The organism is Rahnella sp. BCC 1045, from assembly GCF_019049615.1.
GTDB classification, from domain to species: Bacteria; Pseudomonadota; Gammaproteobacteria; order Enterobacterales; family Enterobacteriaceae; genus Rahnella; species Rahnella contaminans.
Genome location: NZ_JAFMOZ010000136.1, coordinates 85,145 through 101,117, shown reverse-complemented (window position 1 = coordinate 101,117; position 15,973 = coordinate 85,145). Strand labels below are relative to the sequence as shown.

Annotated in this window: 15 protein-coding genes and 2 pseudogenes; 10 read left to right on the top strand and 7 right to left on the bottom strand. The window is 50.1% G+C overall.

The genetic code is table 11. The features are described from left to right. Positions 1–2 precede the first annotated feature (2 nt). Complete coding sequence (locus J1782_RS18490) at positions 3–530, bottom strand: GNAT family N-acetyltransferase (protein ID WP_217153688.1); 528 nt, start codon at positions 528–530, stop codon at positions 3–5. A gap of 215 nt (positions 531–745) precedes the next feature. Between J1782_RS18490 and fic the strand changes: the two genes are divergently transcribed. Beyond that, positions 746–1,846 (top strand): protein adenylyltransferase Fic, encoded by a 1,101-nt coding sequence (fic, locus tag J1782_RS18485; RefSeq protein WP_217153713.1) that lies wholly within the window; start codon positions 746–748, stop codon positions 1,844–1,846. Positions 1,847–1,861: 15 nt separating this feature from the next. Here fic and J1782_RS18480 read toward each other — a convergent pair. Beyond that, positions 1,862–2,218: pseudogene (locus J1782_RS18480) on the bottom strand (LysR substrate-binding domain-containing protein); the annotation flags it as partial. A 17-nt stretch (positions 2,219–2,235) separates the two neighbouring features. Between J1782_RS18480 and J1782_RS18475 the strand changes: the two are divergent. Both J1782_RS18475 and J1782_RS18470 read left to right on the top strand, forming a co-directional pair. After that, positions 2,236–2,562 (top strand): annotated as a pseudogene (locus tag J1782_RS18475) (MFS transporter); the annotation flags it as partial. After that, positions 2,559–2,948: a DUF4440 domain-containing protein gene (locus tag J1782_RS18470; RefSeq protein ID WP_217153686.1), complete on the top strand. Its 390-nt coding sequence runs from the start codon at positions 2,559–2,561 to the stop codon at positions 2,946–2,948. The pseudogene J1782_RS18475 and the gene J1782_RS18470, both read left to right, overlap by 4 nt. Positions 2,949–3,004: 56 nt before the next feature. On the opposite strand, the gene J1782_RS18465 is transcribed toward J1782_RS18470, so the two are convergent. The 4 genes from J1782_RS18465 to J1782_RS18450 form a co-directional block, all read right to left on the bottom strand. Further along, positions 3,005–4,276, bottom strand: a complete 1,272-nt coding sequence (locus J1782_RS18465) for a cytochrome c (protein WP_371819798.1) — start codon at positions 4,274–4,276, stop codon at positions 3,005–3,007. Positions 4,277–4,291: 15 nt separating this feature from the next. Continuing rightward, positions 4,292–6,061, bottom strand: coding sequence for a GMC family oxidoreductase (locus J1782_RS18460; RefSeq protein ID WP_208950700.1), 1,770 nt, complete (start codon positions 6,059–6,061; stop codon positions 4,292–4,294). Positions 6,062–6,106: 45 nt separating this feature from the next. Next, positions 6,107–6,832 (bottom strand): gluconate 2-dehydrogenase subunit 3 family protein, encoded by a 726-nt coding sequence (locus J1782_RS18455; RefSeq protein ID WP_152326752.1) that lies wholly within the window; start codon positions 6,830–6,832, stop codon positions 6,107–6,109. A gap of 563 nt (positions 6,833–7,395) precedes the next feature. After that, positions 7,396–8,418 (bottom strand): LacI family DNA-binding transcriptional regulator, encoded by a 1,023-nt coding sequence (locus J1782_RS18450; RefSeq protein ID WP_217153684.1) that lies wholly within the window; start codon positions 8,416–8,418, stop codon positions 7,396–7,398. Between the two features lie 428 nt (positions 8,419–8,846). Between J1782_RS18450 and J1782_RS18445 the strand changes: the two genes are divergently transcribed. From J1782_RS18445 to chbG, 6 genes are all read left to right on the top strand, one after another. Beyond that, positions 8,847–9,167, top strand: coding sequence for a PTS sugar transporter subunit IIB (locus tag J1782_RS18445; protein ID WP_152326754.1), 321 nt, complete (start codon positions 8,847–8,849; stop codon positions 9,165–9,167). 122 nt (positions 9,168–9,289) lie between these two features. Next, positions 9,290–10,648 (top strand): PTS N,N'-diacetylchitobiose transporter subunit IIC, encoded by a 1,359-nt coding sequence (gene chbC, locus J1782_RS18440; RefSeq protein WP_217153683.1) that lies wholly within the window; start codon positions 9,290–9,292, stop codon positions 10,646–10,648. A gap of 63 nt (positions 10,649–10,711) precedes the next feature. After that, positions 10,712–11,059, top strand: coding sequence for a PTS N,N'-diacetylchitobiose transporter subunit IIA (gene chbA / locus J1782_RS18435; protein ID WP_152326756.1), 348 nt, complete (start codon positions 10,712–10,714; stop codon positions 11,057–11,059). 14 nt (positions 11,060–11,073) lie between these two features. Beyond that, positions 11,074–11,910 carry a transcriptional regulator ChbR gene (chbR, locus tag J1782_RS18430; protein ID WP_152326757.1) on the top strand — a complete coding sequence of 279 codons (837 nt, stop codon included), beginning with the start codon at positions 11,074–11,076 and terminating at the stop codon, positions 11,908–11,910. Positions 11,911–11,986: 76 nt separating this feature from the next. After that, the gene (locus tag J1782_RS18425; RefSeq protein WP_152326758.1) at positions 11,987–13,330 is read left to right on the top strand and encodes a 6-phospho-beta-glucosidase; all 1,344 of its coding nucleotides are present in this window, start codon (positions 11,987–11,989) and stop codon (positions 13,328–13,330) included. A gap of 47 nt (positions 13,331–13,377) precedes the next feature. Then, positions 13,378–14,139: a chitin disaccharide deacetylase gene (gene chbG / locus J1782_RS18420; RefSeq protein WP_217153682.1), complete on the top strand. Its 762-nt coding sequence runs from the start codon at positions 13,378–13,380 to the stop codon at positions 14,137–14,139. A 147-nt stretch (positions 14,140–14,286) separates the two neighbouring features. On the opposite strand, the gene J1782_RS18415 is transcribed toward chbG, so the two are convergent. Further along, the gene (locus J1782_RS18415) at positions 14,287–15,078 is read right to left on the bottom strand and encodes an AraC family transcriptional regulator (protein ID WP_217153681.1); all 792 of its coding nucleotides are present in this window, start codon (positions 15,076–15,078) and stop codon (positions 14,287–14,289) included. Between the two features lie 474 nt (positions 15,079–15,552). On the opposite strand from J1782_RS18415, the gene J1782_RS18410 reads away from it, so the two are divergent. Further along, positions 15,553–15,972 carry a hypothetical protein gene (locus tag J1782_RS18410; RefSeq protein WP_217153680.1) on the top strand — a complete coding sequence of 140 codons (420 nt, stop codon included), beginning with the start codon at positions 15,553–15,555 and terminating at the stop codon, positions 15,970–15,972. Position 15,973: the final 1 nt, after the last annotated feature.

Sequence of the window (15,973 nt, the reverse complement as noted above, 5' to 3'; positions counted from 1 at the left end):
GATCAGCGGATTGTGCGGTGATCTGTCTGCCGGTAAAGATAGCTCCCGACACCGTGTACCGGATCACCTTCAAAACCGACTTTCTGCATGCCGATTTTCTCCAGTACGCGCTGCGACGCCAGATGGTTTTCGCGCACGGTGGCAGAAATCCGCTTAATGCCCAGTTTCTCAAAACCGGCGTTAAGCGCTGCGCTGGCAAATTCCGTTGCCAGCCCTTTTCCCCACGCGCTGGTCGCAAAGCGATAACCGAGAAACACCCGGTGATTCTCGTAACCTTCACGGACCCCCAGACCTCCAAAACCGATAATGTCATCTGGCTGATGGCTCAGCGTAATCGCCCAATGTCCGAAACCGTGCTCGGGCCATTCCTGTAACCAGCCGCCGAGTTTTTCCTTCGCCGCCGCCATGTCTTTAATCGGGCCACGTGGATTAAAAAGATTTGTCTGCGGATCGCCGTAAATAGCGAAAAATGAACCGATATCATCAGCCTCTACAGGCCGGAGAATTAACCGCGATGTTTCGAGGATCATAGTCAGCGTTTTCCTTCTGTTAGCTGTTGTAGAGCTTAGTCTGAGCGGGAAACTGTGCCAATATATCTGCCACTATGTAGTCATTAAGTCAGACATGTTATGTTCCCGAGTAAAACATGTCGATAAAAACCCATTTTGTCGACATGTTTAAGCGATATGTTTATGCTATCGACACATCTTGCAGACCTGTCGATAAAAAGGAGATTAATAGACATATGAAATGGGATCCGGAAAAACCTTATAACTATCTCCCTCTGCTTCCTCCCGATCATTCGCAGGTAGAAACTATGCCTGTCCTGAAAGCCTGTATTACAGCCAGAGCAGCTCTGGCGGAACTGAAACAAGCCGGAAATTTGTTGCCAAATCAGGGATTGCTGATCAACCTCATCCCTTTGCTCGAAGCAAAAGATTCCTCGGAAATTGAAAATATTGTCACCACTTCTGATCGCTTGTTTCAGTTCTCGCAGGAAGACAGTCAGGCAGACCACGCGACCAAAGAGGCACTGCGCTATCGTACAGCTCTTTATGATGGATTCAGGCATCTGTCTCAGCGCCCACTTTGTGTTTCTACGGCCGTGGGAATTTGCAGTACGCTAAAAAATTGCGAGATGGATATTCGCAAAGTGACCGGAACGACGCTTAAAAGCCATGATCATAAAGTGATTTATACCCCTCCGGCTGGTGAAGAGAATATACGAACGTTGGTGAGCAACTGGGAGACGTTTATCCATACGCAGGATGAGTTGGATCCTCTGATAAAAATGGCGATTCTGCATTATCAGTTTGAGGCGATACATCCTTTTACCGATGGAAATGGTCGGACAGGTCGCATTCTCAACATTCTCTTTCTGCTTGAAAAAGAGTTGCTGACTTTACCAATCCTTTACCTGAGCCGGTACATCGTCGCTCACAAAGCTGATTACTATCAGTTGCTTCGTGGGATAACGTTGTCAGGAGAGTGGGAACCGTGGATTTTATTTATGCTGGCTGCTGTTGAGGAAACCTCTAAATGGACGACGGAGAAAATCGCCTCCGTGCGGGTACTTATCGACATTACCACCCGGCACATCCGCGATTTTCTCCCCAAAATTTACAGCCATGAACTGGTGCAGGTTATTTTTGAACAGCCTTATTGCCGGATCTCAAACCTGACTGAACTGGGCATCGCCCGGCGTCAGACCGCATCGGTGTATCTTAAACAACTGTGTGAGATAAACGTTTTGCATGAAATAGCCGTCGGGCGTGAAAAACTGTATGTACATCCGAAACTGATTAATCTGATGACTCAGGAAGAAAACAAGATTATCCCTTATTAAGGGGTCATTGTTTTATCACTCCACCATCTGTTTTTGCAAAAAATCAATAAAGCGCCTTACCTTCTCCGGCACATGGCGGGTGTTGGGATACAACGCAAAAATACCCTGCGGCGGGAAACGGTGATCGGGCAGCAAATAGCATAAACGCTGTGCGTCGATTTCCGGTTGCACCAGCCAGTCGGGCAGCAACGCGACGCCTGCTCCTGCGAGCGCAAAAGCTAATAACGCCGATGCGCTGTCGGCGGTCACGGCCGGAGGCGAGGAAACCCGGAAAGGTATCTTCTCTCGATGAGTATTTGTCACCGGCCAGCTCATCGGCAGCGGCAAACGGCTGTGCGCAATCCATGAAGCCTGAGCCAGTTGTTCCGGCGTTTGAATCTTTCCCGTTTGCCGCGTTCACGCTGATGGTAGCGGGCAGCAGTTTGTGCAGCAGCACGGCGCAAAGTGGCGCGTTCTTACATATTCAGACGGAGAAACTGGCTGATGCCAGTGCGCTCTGGAACATCAACCGCCAGCTAAGTTTTTGTCTGGGCGTGACGCTGGTCAGCGTAATGCTCAATATTTTACAGATTTACCTTCCGCAATCGGCGTTCAGGCTGGCGTTCATTCTTGCTGCCGTCAGCGTTATTGTTCCGGTGTTGCTGTGTCTGCGGTTACCTGGCCGTGAAATTGTGCAGGAACTGAATCAGCGAGAACTTCAAAAGGAGAGCAGATGAATTGTTTTGTGAAAGAAGTGTTTGAAGCGCATGAGTTAATCCAGCGCTGGTTTTCGGACTCCGGCGCACCCGAGCAGGTTTGTGATGAACTGCTGGCGCGCTTTAGTCCGGCCTATTCGATGGTGACGATCACCGGCCACCGGCTGGACCATCCGGCATTGTGTGCGTTTTTCAGGGCGCAGCGGGGCGCGAAAAGCGGACTGAAGATTGAGGTCGAAGAGCCGGTGGTGATTGCGGAAAGTGAAAAAGGCGCGGTAATCGCGTATCAGGAACGCCAGCAGTTGCCCGGCCAGCCGGAAACGCTGCGTTATTCCACGGTGTTATTTGTGGTGGATGCAGAAGGGAAAATTTTGTGGCGCCATTTGCATGAAACGCCAGCCGCATGATTGAGTATAAAAAAACGGCTTTCCGCGAGGAAAGCCGTTTGTGCTTACAAAAGGGATTACTTCGTCAGCGTTTTTCTGACTTCACTGACATCTTTTGCCGTCACCGCCGGTGCGTTGTTGCCCCACCCCTGACGGATAAAGGTCGACAGTTGCGCCGCTTCTTCATCAGTCAGACGGTTGGCAAAGCCCGGCATCGCCAGCGTGGACGGTGCGCGTGCGGTGGACGGTTGCTGAGCTCCGGCGAGGATGGTGTGGATCAATCCGGTCGGGTCTTTGGCATTCACAATCGTGGCCTGATCCAGCTGCGGGAACACGCCCGGTGCGCCTTTACCGGTCACGAAGTGGCAGGCACCGCAGTTATCCAGATACAGACGCTCGCCTTCGCTGAGGTTTTTCGCCGCGGTCAGTTTGGCTTCGGTCGCGCTGGCTTTCTGCGTATCCTCTGCCGGAACCGGCGGGTTGCCGCCCAGGAACTTGATGTACGCCGCAATGGCTTTCAGATCGTCATCGGTCATGTGTGCGGTACTGTTTTCCACCACAGACGTCATCTCGCCGCCCACCGCCGCTTTGTCATTACGTCCTTTGCCCAGATAATCGACGATTTCCTGCTCGTTCCAGTGCGCGACGCCGCGCAGGGAAGGGACGTCCCAGTTATTCAGACTGCCGCCCGCCAGGAAATCAGAGTCACTGCTGTCCAGCGCTTTCTCGTTCATACCGAAGCCGCGCGGAGTATGGCAACTGCCGCAGTGCCCCAGACTTTCCACCAGATACGCGCCACGGTTCACCTGCACAGAAGCGCCGCCGATGGGCTGGAAAGGCTTATCAGACGCGAACGCCCAGTTCCAGAAACGCATGCCCCAGCGCTGGCTGAACGGAAAGCTCAGATCCGTTTCCGGTGGCTGTTCCGCGCTCGGTTTTACGCCCTGCATAAAGTAAACGTAAAGCACGTGCATATCTTCATCATTGATTTTGGCGTAATCCGGATAAGGCATCGCCGGATACAAACGCGTACCGTCCGGCAGAACGCCTTTACGCACCGCATCCGAGAACTGCGCTTCGGTATAACCGCCAATGCCGTGTTCCTTATCCGGCGTAATGTTGGTCGAATAAATGGTGCCCAGATTCGAATTGATCGCCAGTCCGCCTGAAAACGCCGGTTTGCCCGCCACCGTATGGCATGCGCCGCAGTCGCCCAGACGCGCGACATATTCGCCCTGTTTGATCAGCGCCGCGTTACCGGCCTGTGTGTTGGTCTCCGCCTGCGCATTCGCCATAAAACCCGCACCCAGCAGCAGGGCATTAGCGATAAATAAACTTTTGAGTTTCATCCTGTTCATCTCCGCTTATGCCTGAACCAGTGGACCAGGGTTTTTCAGGTACTGATCTTTAATCGCCTGCGCCGCCATCAGGGTGATCGCCCCGATGGTGTCGGTCGGGTTGGCCTGGAAGTTTTGCGGGAATGCGTTACCGCCCGGCACAAACACGTTATGCACATCCCAGCTTTGCAGGAACTTGTTCAGCGCCGAGGTTTTCGGGTTATCGCCCATCACCGCGCCGCCCACATTGTGCGTGGAAACGTATTTGGTCAGGTCAAAGTGCGCGTCCATCGGCAGGAAGCTTTCGCTGTAGCTGTCCGGGTTCAGCTCTTTGGTGATATTGCCGACGATGCCTTTCAGATATTGCTGCAATTTAAGCTCGTTCTGCTTCCAGTCGAAGGTCATGCGCAGCAACGGATAGCCGTATTCATCTTTGTAGTTCGGATCGAGATCCAGATAAATGTCGCGGTAAGACTGGCAGGTGGTGGTGATGCTGATTTTCATCGAATGGCCGTACCATTCTTCCATCCCTTCTTTCCAGCCGGTGCCCCACGCAGGCGTGCCTTTTGGCAGAGACGTGCTGATTGGCGTACCGGTGGCCTGAGAACTGTGGATTTTTGCGCCGCCGATGAAGCCCAGAGCAGGGCCGTCGAAATTGCCCGGAGAGATGTCGTTGAACATCTGGCCGGTGGCGCCTGCGGTTGCAAACGGATTGAAGTTTTTGTCTTTGAAGAACAGCGTCGAACCGCCGTTACTCAGGAACGCATAGTTACGGCCAATCACGCCTTCTTCGGTGATCGGGTTGTAAGGTTTCCCGATCCCGGAAAGCAGCATCAGGCGCACGTTGCAGAACTGGAAGCTGCTGAGTACCACGATTTTCGCCGGCTGGAAGCACTCGTTGCCGTCTGCGTCCATGTAGACAACGCCTTTGGCGGTTTTCTTGTCATCGTGCAATTCGACTTTAAGCACGTTGGCATGAACTTCATAAGAGAAGTTATCCATGCGTTTCAGTGCGTCCATTACAGCGGTTTGCGGCGAGGCTTTCGAGTAGTTCAGGCACGGATATTTACTGCAATAACCGCAGTAATTACACGGTGCTATCTGATTGCCGTAGGGGTTGGTCCATGCGCGGGACACACAGGCCGACGGGTTCGGGAACGGGTGATAGCCCATTTTTTTGGTGACTTCAGCAAACATGCTGCTGTTGAGCGTGTCTTCCAGCGCTGGCAGCGGATACGGCTCGGAGCGTGGCCCTTCAAACGGGTCACCGCCCTCCATAATCTGGCCGCGCAGGTTGCCGGTTTTACCGGACTGACCGCAGATGTGCTCAAACTTGGTGTAATACGGTTCGATTTCATCCCAGGTGAACGGGAAATCCATGATGCGCATGTCTTCCTGCAGGATACCCGGCTTGTAGGCTTCGTCGGCGTAGGTTTTGAGTTTTAAATCGGTCGGCGTCGGGCGGATCAGAACCGCCGTCCAGTGCAGACCGGAACCGCCAACGCCGGTACCCGGCGCAAACGCGCCCCATTTACGGGTCGGCAGCGCGGTTTCACTCATGTTGTACCGCACGGTGACGGCGGCTTCTGCCGGTGTCGCCATGACTTTGTTGCGCACCGCATAGGCATATTCGTCTGCCGGTTTCGGGTATGCAAATTCTTCATAGCCGCGATCGCCGCCGCGTTCGAGTGCGCGAACGGTCAGACCGGCCATTGCCAGCTCGATACTCATCAGCGAGCCGGCCCAGCCGAGGCCGACGACAACGACGTCGACTTCTGGTTTCGTTACTTTTGCCATCTTAAATCCTGTCAGTCATCAGAAAAGGGGAATAGGGCGAGGCACTCAGGCACGTGCGCCCTGCAGGCTCACAGGCCCCAGCGGATACGGGACGTTGTGCTGCTTAACCCACTCGGTGAAACTGGCGCGTGCGCCGGGGAATCCGATGGCGATCCACGCCTTCATCCCTTTGTTTCCGCCGTAGATCGGATCTGCCAGATAACCGTGTTTGGTGTCGGAAAGCAGTTCACTGAAGAATTGCGAAGCGACGAGATTCTCTTCGCCCGCGTCCGCAAACTTAATGCCGTTTTTCTGCAATTGAGTCAGCACACTGTCTTTGTCCTGATCGCTAAGTTCATGGAAGGCTTTCTGATGATTTTGCTGACACCAGCTGTTCGCGATGCGAATGCCGGTTTTGTAGATTTGCTGCGGGCGGAAGGGGATCTGATACCCCATCGTGGCCGGAGCATGCACGTTGAACGGCCCCTGCATGTAGATTTCTTCACCGAAATCGCCGTGCATTTGCTGATCGATAAAAATCGGCACGTTGGTTTCGAGTGCGCCCGGCGCTTTGCCTTTACCGCCAGCGGGGATCAGGCGGTCAGCGGCGGCCATAATAAACTGCCACTCACCGGCGCTGAAAAAGATCGGTTTATAATCGAGTAAGTCCGGGGCAGCCATTTCCGCAGCTTGTGCCGCTGACAGTCCTTTCATCATGATGGTGCCGACAGGCAACGCCATCAGCGATCCAAGTAAAAACTTGCGACGGGTAGTTTTTTTTTGAAGGAGCATAGAATTACGACTCTCACATGCCTGATGTTAAGTTTGGGTTAATTGTTATTATTTTTGGGTACAAATTTATAATATCACCGCTACATTTAAAATAAATGACTAATTTCCACAAGGAATGTGAGGAGGAGATATTCTTTATGTTTCCCTATATCAGTGGTGAGTTTAAATTTTTTATAAAACAGTGAGTTATGATTATCTGGTTTGGGTGTCTAGTTTCGGAAATTTAGCATTTCTTATCAAAGAATAACGCCGGATAATTCCGGTTAAATTTAGGTCAATATAATTCCGGGAGGAAAGTTAATGTTATTTGTTGATATGAATGTTACCTAACATTTTTAACATTTAGAAAATGGAATAAAATTTGGAAGAGGATTTAAATTAAAATTTAATGTTTTTATTAAGGTCAAAACCTTGGGCTTGCCGCCCAAACTGGCCTTAAGAGGCTCCTTCCTGGGCCTCTTTGGTCGGTTTCGGCGCGAGCCGCTGAGTGATAACCGCAATTGAAAAACCGAAATTTACGCCAGGCCGCTGCTTCAAAGCTGTTTGGGCGGCGAGCCCAAAAATTAAGCGGACTCCCTGATCACCAATCTGTACCCCGTATCCACAATCGGTTCTTCAACCTTAATCCCTTCAATTCTGTCCGCCAGCATAGTGGCTGCCCGGATCCCCAGCGCCCATTTATCTACGCTGACGGTCGTGATCGAAGGCCTGTTATGAGCCGCAAAATTCAAATCGGCAAAACCCATCACCGAGAAATCGTCGGGTACGCGCAGCCCCCGGGCTTCCGCTTCCATGATCACGCCCTGAGCCAGCGTGTCGGAACTGCAAATGATCGCGTCGAAACGCTCGCCGCGGGAAAGCATCTCTTTCAGCGCTGCCCGTCCGACTTCCATATTGGCAGGCAGCGACACCATCATTTCGCGGATTTCTGTGCCGGGCTGTGAACGTAAGACGGAGATCGCGCCATTCTTGCGCACCACGGCGCGTCTGTCCGAGGCACAGATAAAACCAAAACGCGTGAAGCCTTTCTCAAGGAAGTATTCGCCAATCGCATTGCCGACCTTTTCATGGGAAAAACCGATCAGCATATCAATCGGCGTCGGGGTCAAATCCCAAATTTCCACGACAGGAATAGTGGCGTTGAGGATGATTCGTTTCAGATCTGACGAATGATGAATACCGGTCAGAACGATGCCGTCCGGACGGCGCGAAAGCAGGGTGGCGACAATCTCGGTTTCTGCGTCCGGTTCGTAACCGACAATACACAGCAGCATATGGTAGCCGCGCGCGGCCAGTTCATCGCTGATCGCCTGAACGGTATCGACAAACATATTGTTGTTAATCTGCGGCACAACCACAGCGATCAGCTTAGTGCGGCTGGTGGCCAGCCCGCCGGCCAGCATATTGGGGATATACCCGGTCACGTTCACGGCTTGCATCACTCGGGCGATGGTTGCGGGGCGCACAACTTTGGGATTATTCAGCGCCCGGCTGACCGTCATCGGTGAAAGACCGGCTTCTCTGGCAACATCTTCAAGCGTGGCCGAACGGGAACGACCTGTGTGATTCTTTATTATATTATTCAAGGTATTGCTCACTGGGTTGCAAGTTCAAACTACGAATGTTTGCGCAATCATTACCAGTTTCTCACAAGAAAATGAGGGGCGATAGACCCAAAGTGTTAAAACGCTGTTATCAGACAGAGATCAATTTGAGGGGAAAATTCTTAGCCTTTCCTCTGCTCCTCAGCGACCAGTCGTCGTGCCCCTGTAAACGGGGATCTTAATTATTTCCGCGAATTATTTGCCCAAAACGTGAAGGGAGTCATGGGCGATGGTCAAGGAGAGACAATTTCTATAAGTTCGGAATTATCCCTGCCGGAAGTGTTGCCGTATACTTCTCTCAAGCAGAAACAATTAACAATCTCTCTTTATCTGCTGACACTGAATAATGACAGATAAAGAAAGATCCGTTGTCAGACCTGCACTCTATACGGGATACGAGGGTTTTCATTATGGAAAAGAAAGTCATTTATTTGTTTTGTTCCGCCGGAATGTCCACTTCTCTGCTGGTTTCTAAAATGAAGGTTCAGGCCGAGAAATACGAAGTGCCTGTCATTATTGAAGCATTCCCTGAAACCCTGGCGGCCGAAAAAGGCAGCGCAGCGGATGTGATCCTCCTCGGCCCGCAAATTGGTTATATGCTGGAAGAAATTAAGAAGGTATTACCGGGCAAGCCGGTTGAAGTGATTGATTCTGCCCTCTACGGCAAAATTGATGGATTGGGTGTATTGAAAGCAGCGGTTGCTGCGATCAAAAAAGCAGCAGTGCAGTAAGTTTTAACTTTTGCGTCAATTTTAAATTAGCAGTGATTAGCATTTTTAAGTCAAAGAGAACTCCAGTCAAAGAGCGAATTTCATACCTTGCCGCCGGAAGGCGGCTTTAAAGGAAAATGCCAATGAGCAAAGCCATTGATTCACTTGAAAAGATACTTCTCCCGTTTGCGGTAAAAATAGGTAAGCAGCCCCACATTAATGCCATCAAAAATGGCTTCATCAAATTAATGCCGCTGACACTGGCTGGCGCCATGTTCGTTTTAATTAATAACGTATTCCTGAACTTTGGTGCCGGTTCCTTCTTTTATTCCTTAGGCGTTCGTTTAGACCCGTCAACCATTGAAACACTGGTGGGATTAAAAACTATCGGCATTAACGTTTATAACGGTACGCTCGGAATAATGTCGCTGATGGCGCCGTTCTTTATCGGCATGGCGTTAGCCGAAGAGCGGAAGGTCGATTCACTTTCGGCGGGATTATTAGCCGTTGCCGCATTTATGACCGTTACACCTTATAGCGTCGGTGAAGCGTATGCCGTTGGCGCAAACTGGCTGGGCGGCGCGAATATTATTTCGGGGATGGTAATCGGGCTTGTTGTCGCCGAAATGTTCACGTTTGTTATTCGCCGCAACTGGGTCATTACCTTGCCCGCCAGCGTCCCGACTTCCGTTTCGCGTTCTTTCTCCGCGTTAATTCCGGGCTTTATTATTCTGTTTATTTTCGGGGTAATTTCCTGGTTGCTCGGATTATATGGCCACAACTTCCACCAGATTATTATGGATTCCATTTCCAAACCTCTGGCGTCAATGGGAAGCGTGGTGGGCTGGGCATATGTAATTTTCAACTCACTGCTGTGGTTCTTTGGTGTGCATGGTTCTCTGGCGCTGACCGCGCTGGATAACGGCATCATGACTCCGTGGGCGCTGGAAAACATCGCGTTGTATACCGAGTACGGTTCTGTGAGTGCGGCGATTGAAGCGGGTAAGACCTTCCACTTCTGGGCCAAACCGATGCTCGACTCCTATATTCTGTTAGGCGGTTCCGGGGCAACGCTGGGTCTGATTATCGCCATCTTTATTGCATCACGCCGTGCGGATCACCGTCAGGTGGCGAAGCTGGCACTGCCGTCAGGTATCTTCCAGATTAATGAGCCGATTCTGTTTGGTCTGCCAATTATCATGAACCCGGTCATGTTCATCCCGTTCGTGCTGGTGCAGCCGATTCTGGCCGCTATCACGCTGGCGGCCTACAGCATGGGCATCATTCCGCCGGTCACCAACCTTGCACCGTGGACCATGCCGACCGGTTTGGGTGCTTTCTTTAACAGTAACGGCAGCATTGCGGCGCTGCTGGTCGCCTTGTTCAACCTCGGTGTCGCCACGTTGGTTTACATGCCTTTCGTGATTCTTTCCAACAAGGCACAGGCGATTATTGAAGAAGAAGAAAGCGAAGAAGATATTGCAGCCGCACTGAAATTCTAATCTGACCTGAAAGCGGGGCGAAAGCAGCCCCGCCATTCAGCGGACTTTCAAGGAGAGATAAACATGTTTGATTTAGACAGCATTGTTGAGACTGAAACTGAATTGCAGGATCTGGAAGAAGTGGTGATGGGGTTAATTATTAACTCCGGACAGGCGCGCAGCCTGGCGTACGCGGCGCTGAAAAAAGCCAAAGAGGGCGATTTTGAGCAAGCGCGCGCGGTGATGGCGCAGTCAAAAATGGCGCTGAACGAGGCGCATCTGGTGCAGACCAAACTGATTGAAGGTGATCAGGGTGAAGGGAAAACCAAAGTTAGCCTGGTGCTGGTCCATGCGCAGGATCATCTGATGACGTCGATGCTGGCCCGCGAACTGATTGCAGAACTCATTGAGCTTCATGAGAAAATAAAATAACGTAGGGATCCAGGATGCAGCCACAGGTATTGAGCATGGAAATCAAGACAGCGCGCGAAAATCAACTCTTCGACGGTCAAAATTTCCACATGTTCATCTACAACAAAGTAGAGAGTATTTCCGGGCTGCATGAACATGATTACTACGAATTTACCGTTGTGCTGACGGGGCGGTATTACCAGAACGTCAACGGGAAAAGGGTATTGCTGGAGCGCGGAGATTTTGTTTTTATTCCTCTGGGTTCGAATCATCAAAGCTTTTATGAATTTGGCGCGACAAGAATACTGAATGTCGGCATCAGTAAAGCTTTTTTTGAGCAGCATTATCTGACCCTGTTACCGGCACAGTTTATTGCGTCGCAGGTTTATAAAATAAACCACGAATTTCTGAATTATATTGAGTCCGTCACGGCGTCCCTTAACTTTCGTAACGGCGAGTTTAATGAATTTCTTGAGATGGTAACGTTTTATATCGTTAACCGTCTGCGCCACCATCGTGAATCGGAAGTGACCGCGGATATTCCGGGCTGGCTGACGATGGCGGTTGAGAAAATGCATGATAAATCGCGTTTCGGAGACAAGGCATTATCCAATATGGTGCAGTTATCCGGTAAGTCTCAGGAATATCTGACCCGTGCCACGCAGCGCCATTACGGCAAAACGCCGATGCAAATTATCAATGAGATTCGTATTGATTTTGCGAAGAAGCAGCTGGAAATTACGAACTACTCCGTCACCGATATTGCATTTGAGTCCGGTTACAGCAGCCCGAGTATGTTTATTAAGAATTTCAAAAAGCTGACTTCATTTACGCCGAATCATTACAGAAAGAAATTATTCAGCATTAACTAAATATCCATTTTTATTTGGATTTTTAAATTAATCGGTTTTGTAATTTACAGTGCATTATTATTGCACGGGAGTCCCTATGCGTAAAAAACTGAAAGTGGTCACCATTGGTGGCGGAAGCAGTTATACCCCTGAATTACTTGAAGGCTTTATTAAGCGTTACGACGAGTTACCGATTACCGAATTGTGGCTGGTCGATGTTGAAGGCGGAAAAGCCAAACAGGATATTATTTACGATCTGTGCGTGCGTATGGTTGAACGCGCGGGTGTGTCAATTGAAATACATAAAACGCTGGATCGCCGTGAAGCGCTGGCCGGGGCTGATTTCGTCACCACGCAGCTGCGCGTCGGGCAATTAAAGGCGCGTGAGCTGGATGAACGTATCCCGCTGAGCCACGGTTATCTGGGGCAGGAAACCAACGGGGCAGGTGGCTTATTCAAAGGCTTACGCACAATTCCGGTGATTTTTGACATCATCAAAGATGTCGAAGAAATCTGCCCTGATGCCTGGGTGATTAACTTCACTAACCCGGCGGGCATGGTGACAGAAGCGGTATTCCGTCACACCCAATTCAAAAAATTCATCGGCGTCTGCAACATTCCTGTTGGCATGAAAATGTTCATTCAGGATGTGCTGAAACTGTCAGCTGAAGACGATTTGTCGATCGACCTCTTTGGCCTGAACCACATGGTGTTCATCAAAGACGTGCTGGTTAACGGCGAATCCCGTTTTGCAGAGCTGCTCGACGGCGTGGCGTCCGGCACACTGACCGCCGGTTCGGTGAAAAACATCTTTGATTTACCATTTAGCGAAGGGTTGATCCGCTCGCTGAACCTTCTGCCATGCTCGTATCTGCTGTATTACTTCAAGCAGAAAGAGATGCTGGCGATTGAAATGGGCGAATTCTACAAGGGCGGCGCGCGGGCAACCGTGGTACAGAAAGTCGAGAAACAACTCTTCGATCTGTACAAAAATCCGGAGCTGAACGTCAAACCAAAAGAGCTGGAACTGCGCGGCGGCGCGTATTATTCCGACGCGGCCTGCGAAGTGATCAGCGCGATTTACAACGACAAGCAGACCGAGCAGTACGTCAACTTCCCGCACAACGGCCATATTGATAATATTCCGGCGGACTGGGCAGTGGAAATGACCTGCACGATTGGCCGCGACGGCGCGAAACCGCATCCGCGGGTCACGCATTTTGACGATAAAGTGCTTGGCCTGATCTACACGATTAAAGGCTTCGAAATCGCGGCCAGCGAGGCGGCTCTGAGCGGAAAATTCAATGATGTCCTGCTCGCGCTGAACCTCAGCCCGCTGATTCATTCCGATAAAGATGCTGAAATACTGGCGCGGGAAATGTTGCTCGCCCATGAAGCGCTGCTGCCCAACTTTGCCGATACCATTGCCGCGCTGAAATAATCCGCCGCCCTCCCGTAAAAAGGAGGGCGCGTTAAAAAGGGACGCTTATGGATAAATTACTGATTGTGAACGCCGACGATTTCGGGCTGTGCAAAGCGCAGAATTACGGGATTATCGACGCGTTCAGCAATGGCGTCGTGACGTCCACCACGGCGATGATGAATATGCCAACCATCGTTCACGCTGCGGCGCTGAGTGCGGCAAATCCGGGGCTGGCCGTCGGGATGCATTTTGTCCTGACGCTGGGAAAACCGCTTTCTCCGATGCCCGGTCTGGTGCGCGAGAACGGTGAACTGGGAAAATGGATCTGGGAAATGGCGGAGCAGGGCACGCTGCCTCTTGATGAAATTAAGCAGGAGCTGAAAGCCCAGTTTGCACGGTTTGTAGAACTTTTTGGCCGTCTTCCCACGCATATCGACAGCCATCATCATGTGCATCTGCTTGCGCCAATATTTCCGATTGTGGAAGCTTTTGCGAAAGAACAAGGCGTGGCGATACGCATCGACCGCGATGAAATCAGGAAGGGCGAAATTGTTCTGCGCGGCGCGAAAAGCACGCAGGGTTTCGACAGCACTTTCTACGGCGAAGCGATTTCAGAAGCGCTGTTTCTGAATACGCTGGATCAGGCCACCGCGCGCGCCGACGAGTCCGTGGAAATCATGTGCCATCCTTCGTTTATCGATAACACGATCCTGGCGAGCAAATATTGCTATCCGCGGCTGGCTGAGCTGGATGTTCTGACGTCCGCATCGCTGAAACATGCGATTGCAGAGCGCGGGTTCAGGCTGGGGACGTTTAAGGATTTATAGGTTTTTGTAGCAAACCCTTCAATGTTAATGAGTTAACGCCTCCCTGATGTTTGCCGGAAACGCAAGGATTGGGGGGCAGTCCAAATTTTCATTCTACGCGCATTCGTTATGTTATCTGGGTAAACACGATATCGGCGGGGGCCTGCTTTACACGGAATATTCAGTAGGAGGGACGCCCAAAACACTTTTGAATGAATAGCTGAACGCTGCTGTGCTTGAGTACCCCATTTCGAGCGCTATTGTCGTGACGCTTTTACTTTGTTTAAGCATGATCACAGACTCAAATATCCGCATTTTCTGTTTCCAGAGACTAAATGATAAACCGGTTTCCTTTTTAAACTTTCTTGAAAAGTTCCGCGTAGACATGCCCACTCTGGCTGACCAGAATTCAATAAAATGCTCAGAACCGGGTGATTCCAATATAGTACGGCACATTTCGTTTAACGCCGGACTTTGCGGCCAGGGAAGGACAAAATCCACTTGCGGTAAATTAAAGATAATATCCAGCAAGACACTGACCAGCTTGCCGTCTTTCCCATGTTCATCGTATAACTCCGGAATGGTTTCGGATGCATAATGGATGAGTTCTTTTGCAACGTCACTGATGGTCACGGCTTTACACATGGTGATGGTTTCGTCTACGACATCTGTTTCGATATCCAGACTTTCAAGGAATACATCATCCATGGCCCACACGGTATGCTCCATATAAGCGGGGATCCAGATCCCATAATGTGAAGGGACAATCCAGCAATTATCGGCAGTCTCAAGACGCATATTTCCCTTTCGGGCGCAGTGAAATTGTGCAAATTCATGAGTATGTGGTAAGACGCCCGTATTTGATTTAATTAAATAAGAGCGAAAATGAACAGGACGGCGCACCTTGGGCATTGGATAGTCCTGCGATGAAACCCAATTTCTTTTCGCTGAGGCTTTCATTGCCGATTCCCCGAGAACATCTTGCTTAGACTTCTTATCGATAAAGATTGTCCTGTCATGATAATACATTTACAACATTTATAGATAATAATAATTCCCATGAATTGTTGTGGGTAATGAAATTCCTGTCCGCAATGAATTGTGCAAGTAATTGATTAAATAGGTGAATTTTGAAATATTTTTCCTCCGTTACTCAGCATGCAAGGTATGACCCATGGCCACTCATGGGAATGAACCTTTTACAGAAAGCTGATATTCGGATAGAGGGAATCCGTCCCTGGGATATCAGAATACGCCATCACGGCTTCTTCAAGCGCATTATGCTACAGGGTCTTTTGGGGCTGGGTGAAAGTTATATAGACGGGGGGTGGGAATGCGATCGTCTGGATATATTTATCTATTAATTCCCCGCATTTTTAATGATTTTTTCTTTATCTGCATGCGGTAACGTCATTTTATTAAATCAGAGAAATTATGAAACATACTTTATTACTTTCTTCTGTCATCGTTGCAATACTGTCTGTGTCCGGTTGTTCAAGCTATAAGTCACTCGAATTGAGTCAACAACAAGTCCACACTTTTTCTGCTTCGTCTGATTATACCTATTATAAAATTGATCCACCTTTGTACGGAGGTGATGTTGTGCAATATTCATTGCGTAACGGAAGTAACGGTACACTCACTGTGAAAAGAACAACACCACAAACATTAATCAGTGATGATGGACTCGTGATTAATTTGTCGGATCTCGTTTCACTTAAGCGTAAAGAAATATCCAAAGGAAAAACAGCTGCTGCTGTCGGTACAGGTGTAGTTACCACCGTGGTGGTTGTGACGGCTGTAGTGGGTTTAGCGTTTGGGGCTGGAATGGTGGCGATGTTATCAGCAAGCTAAC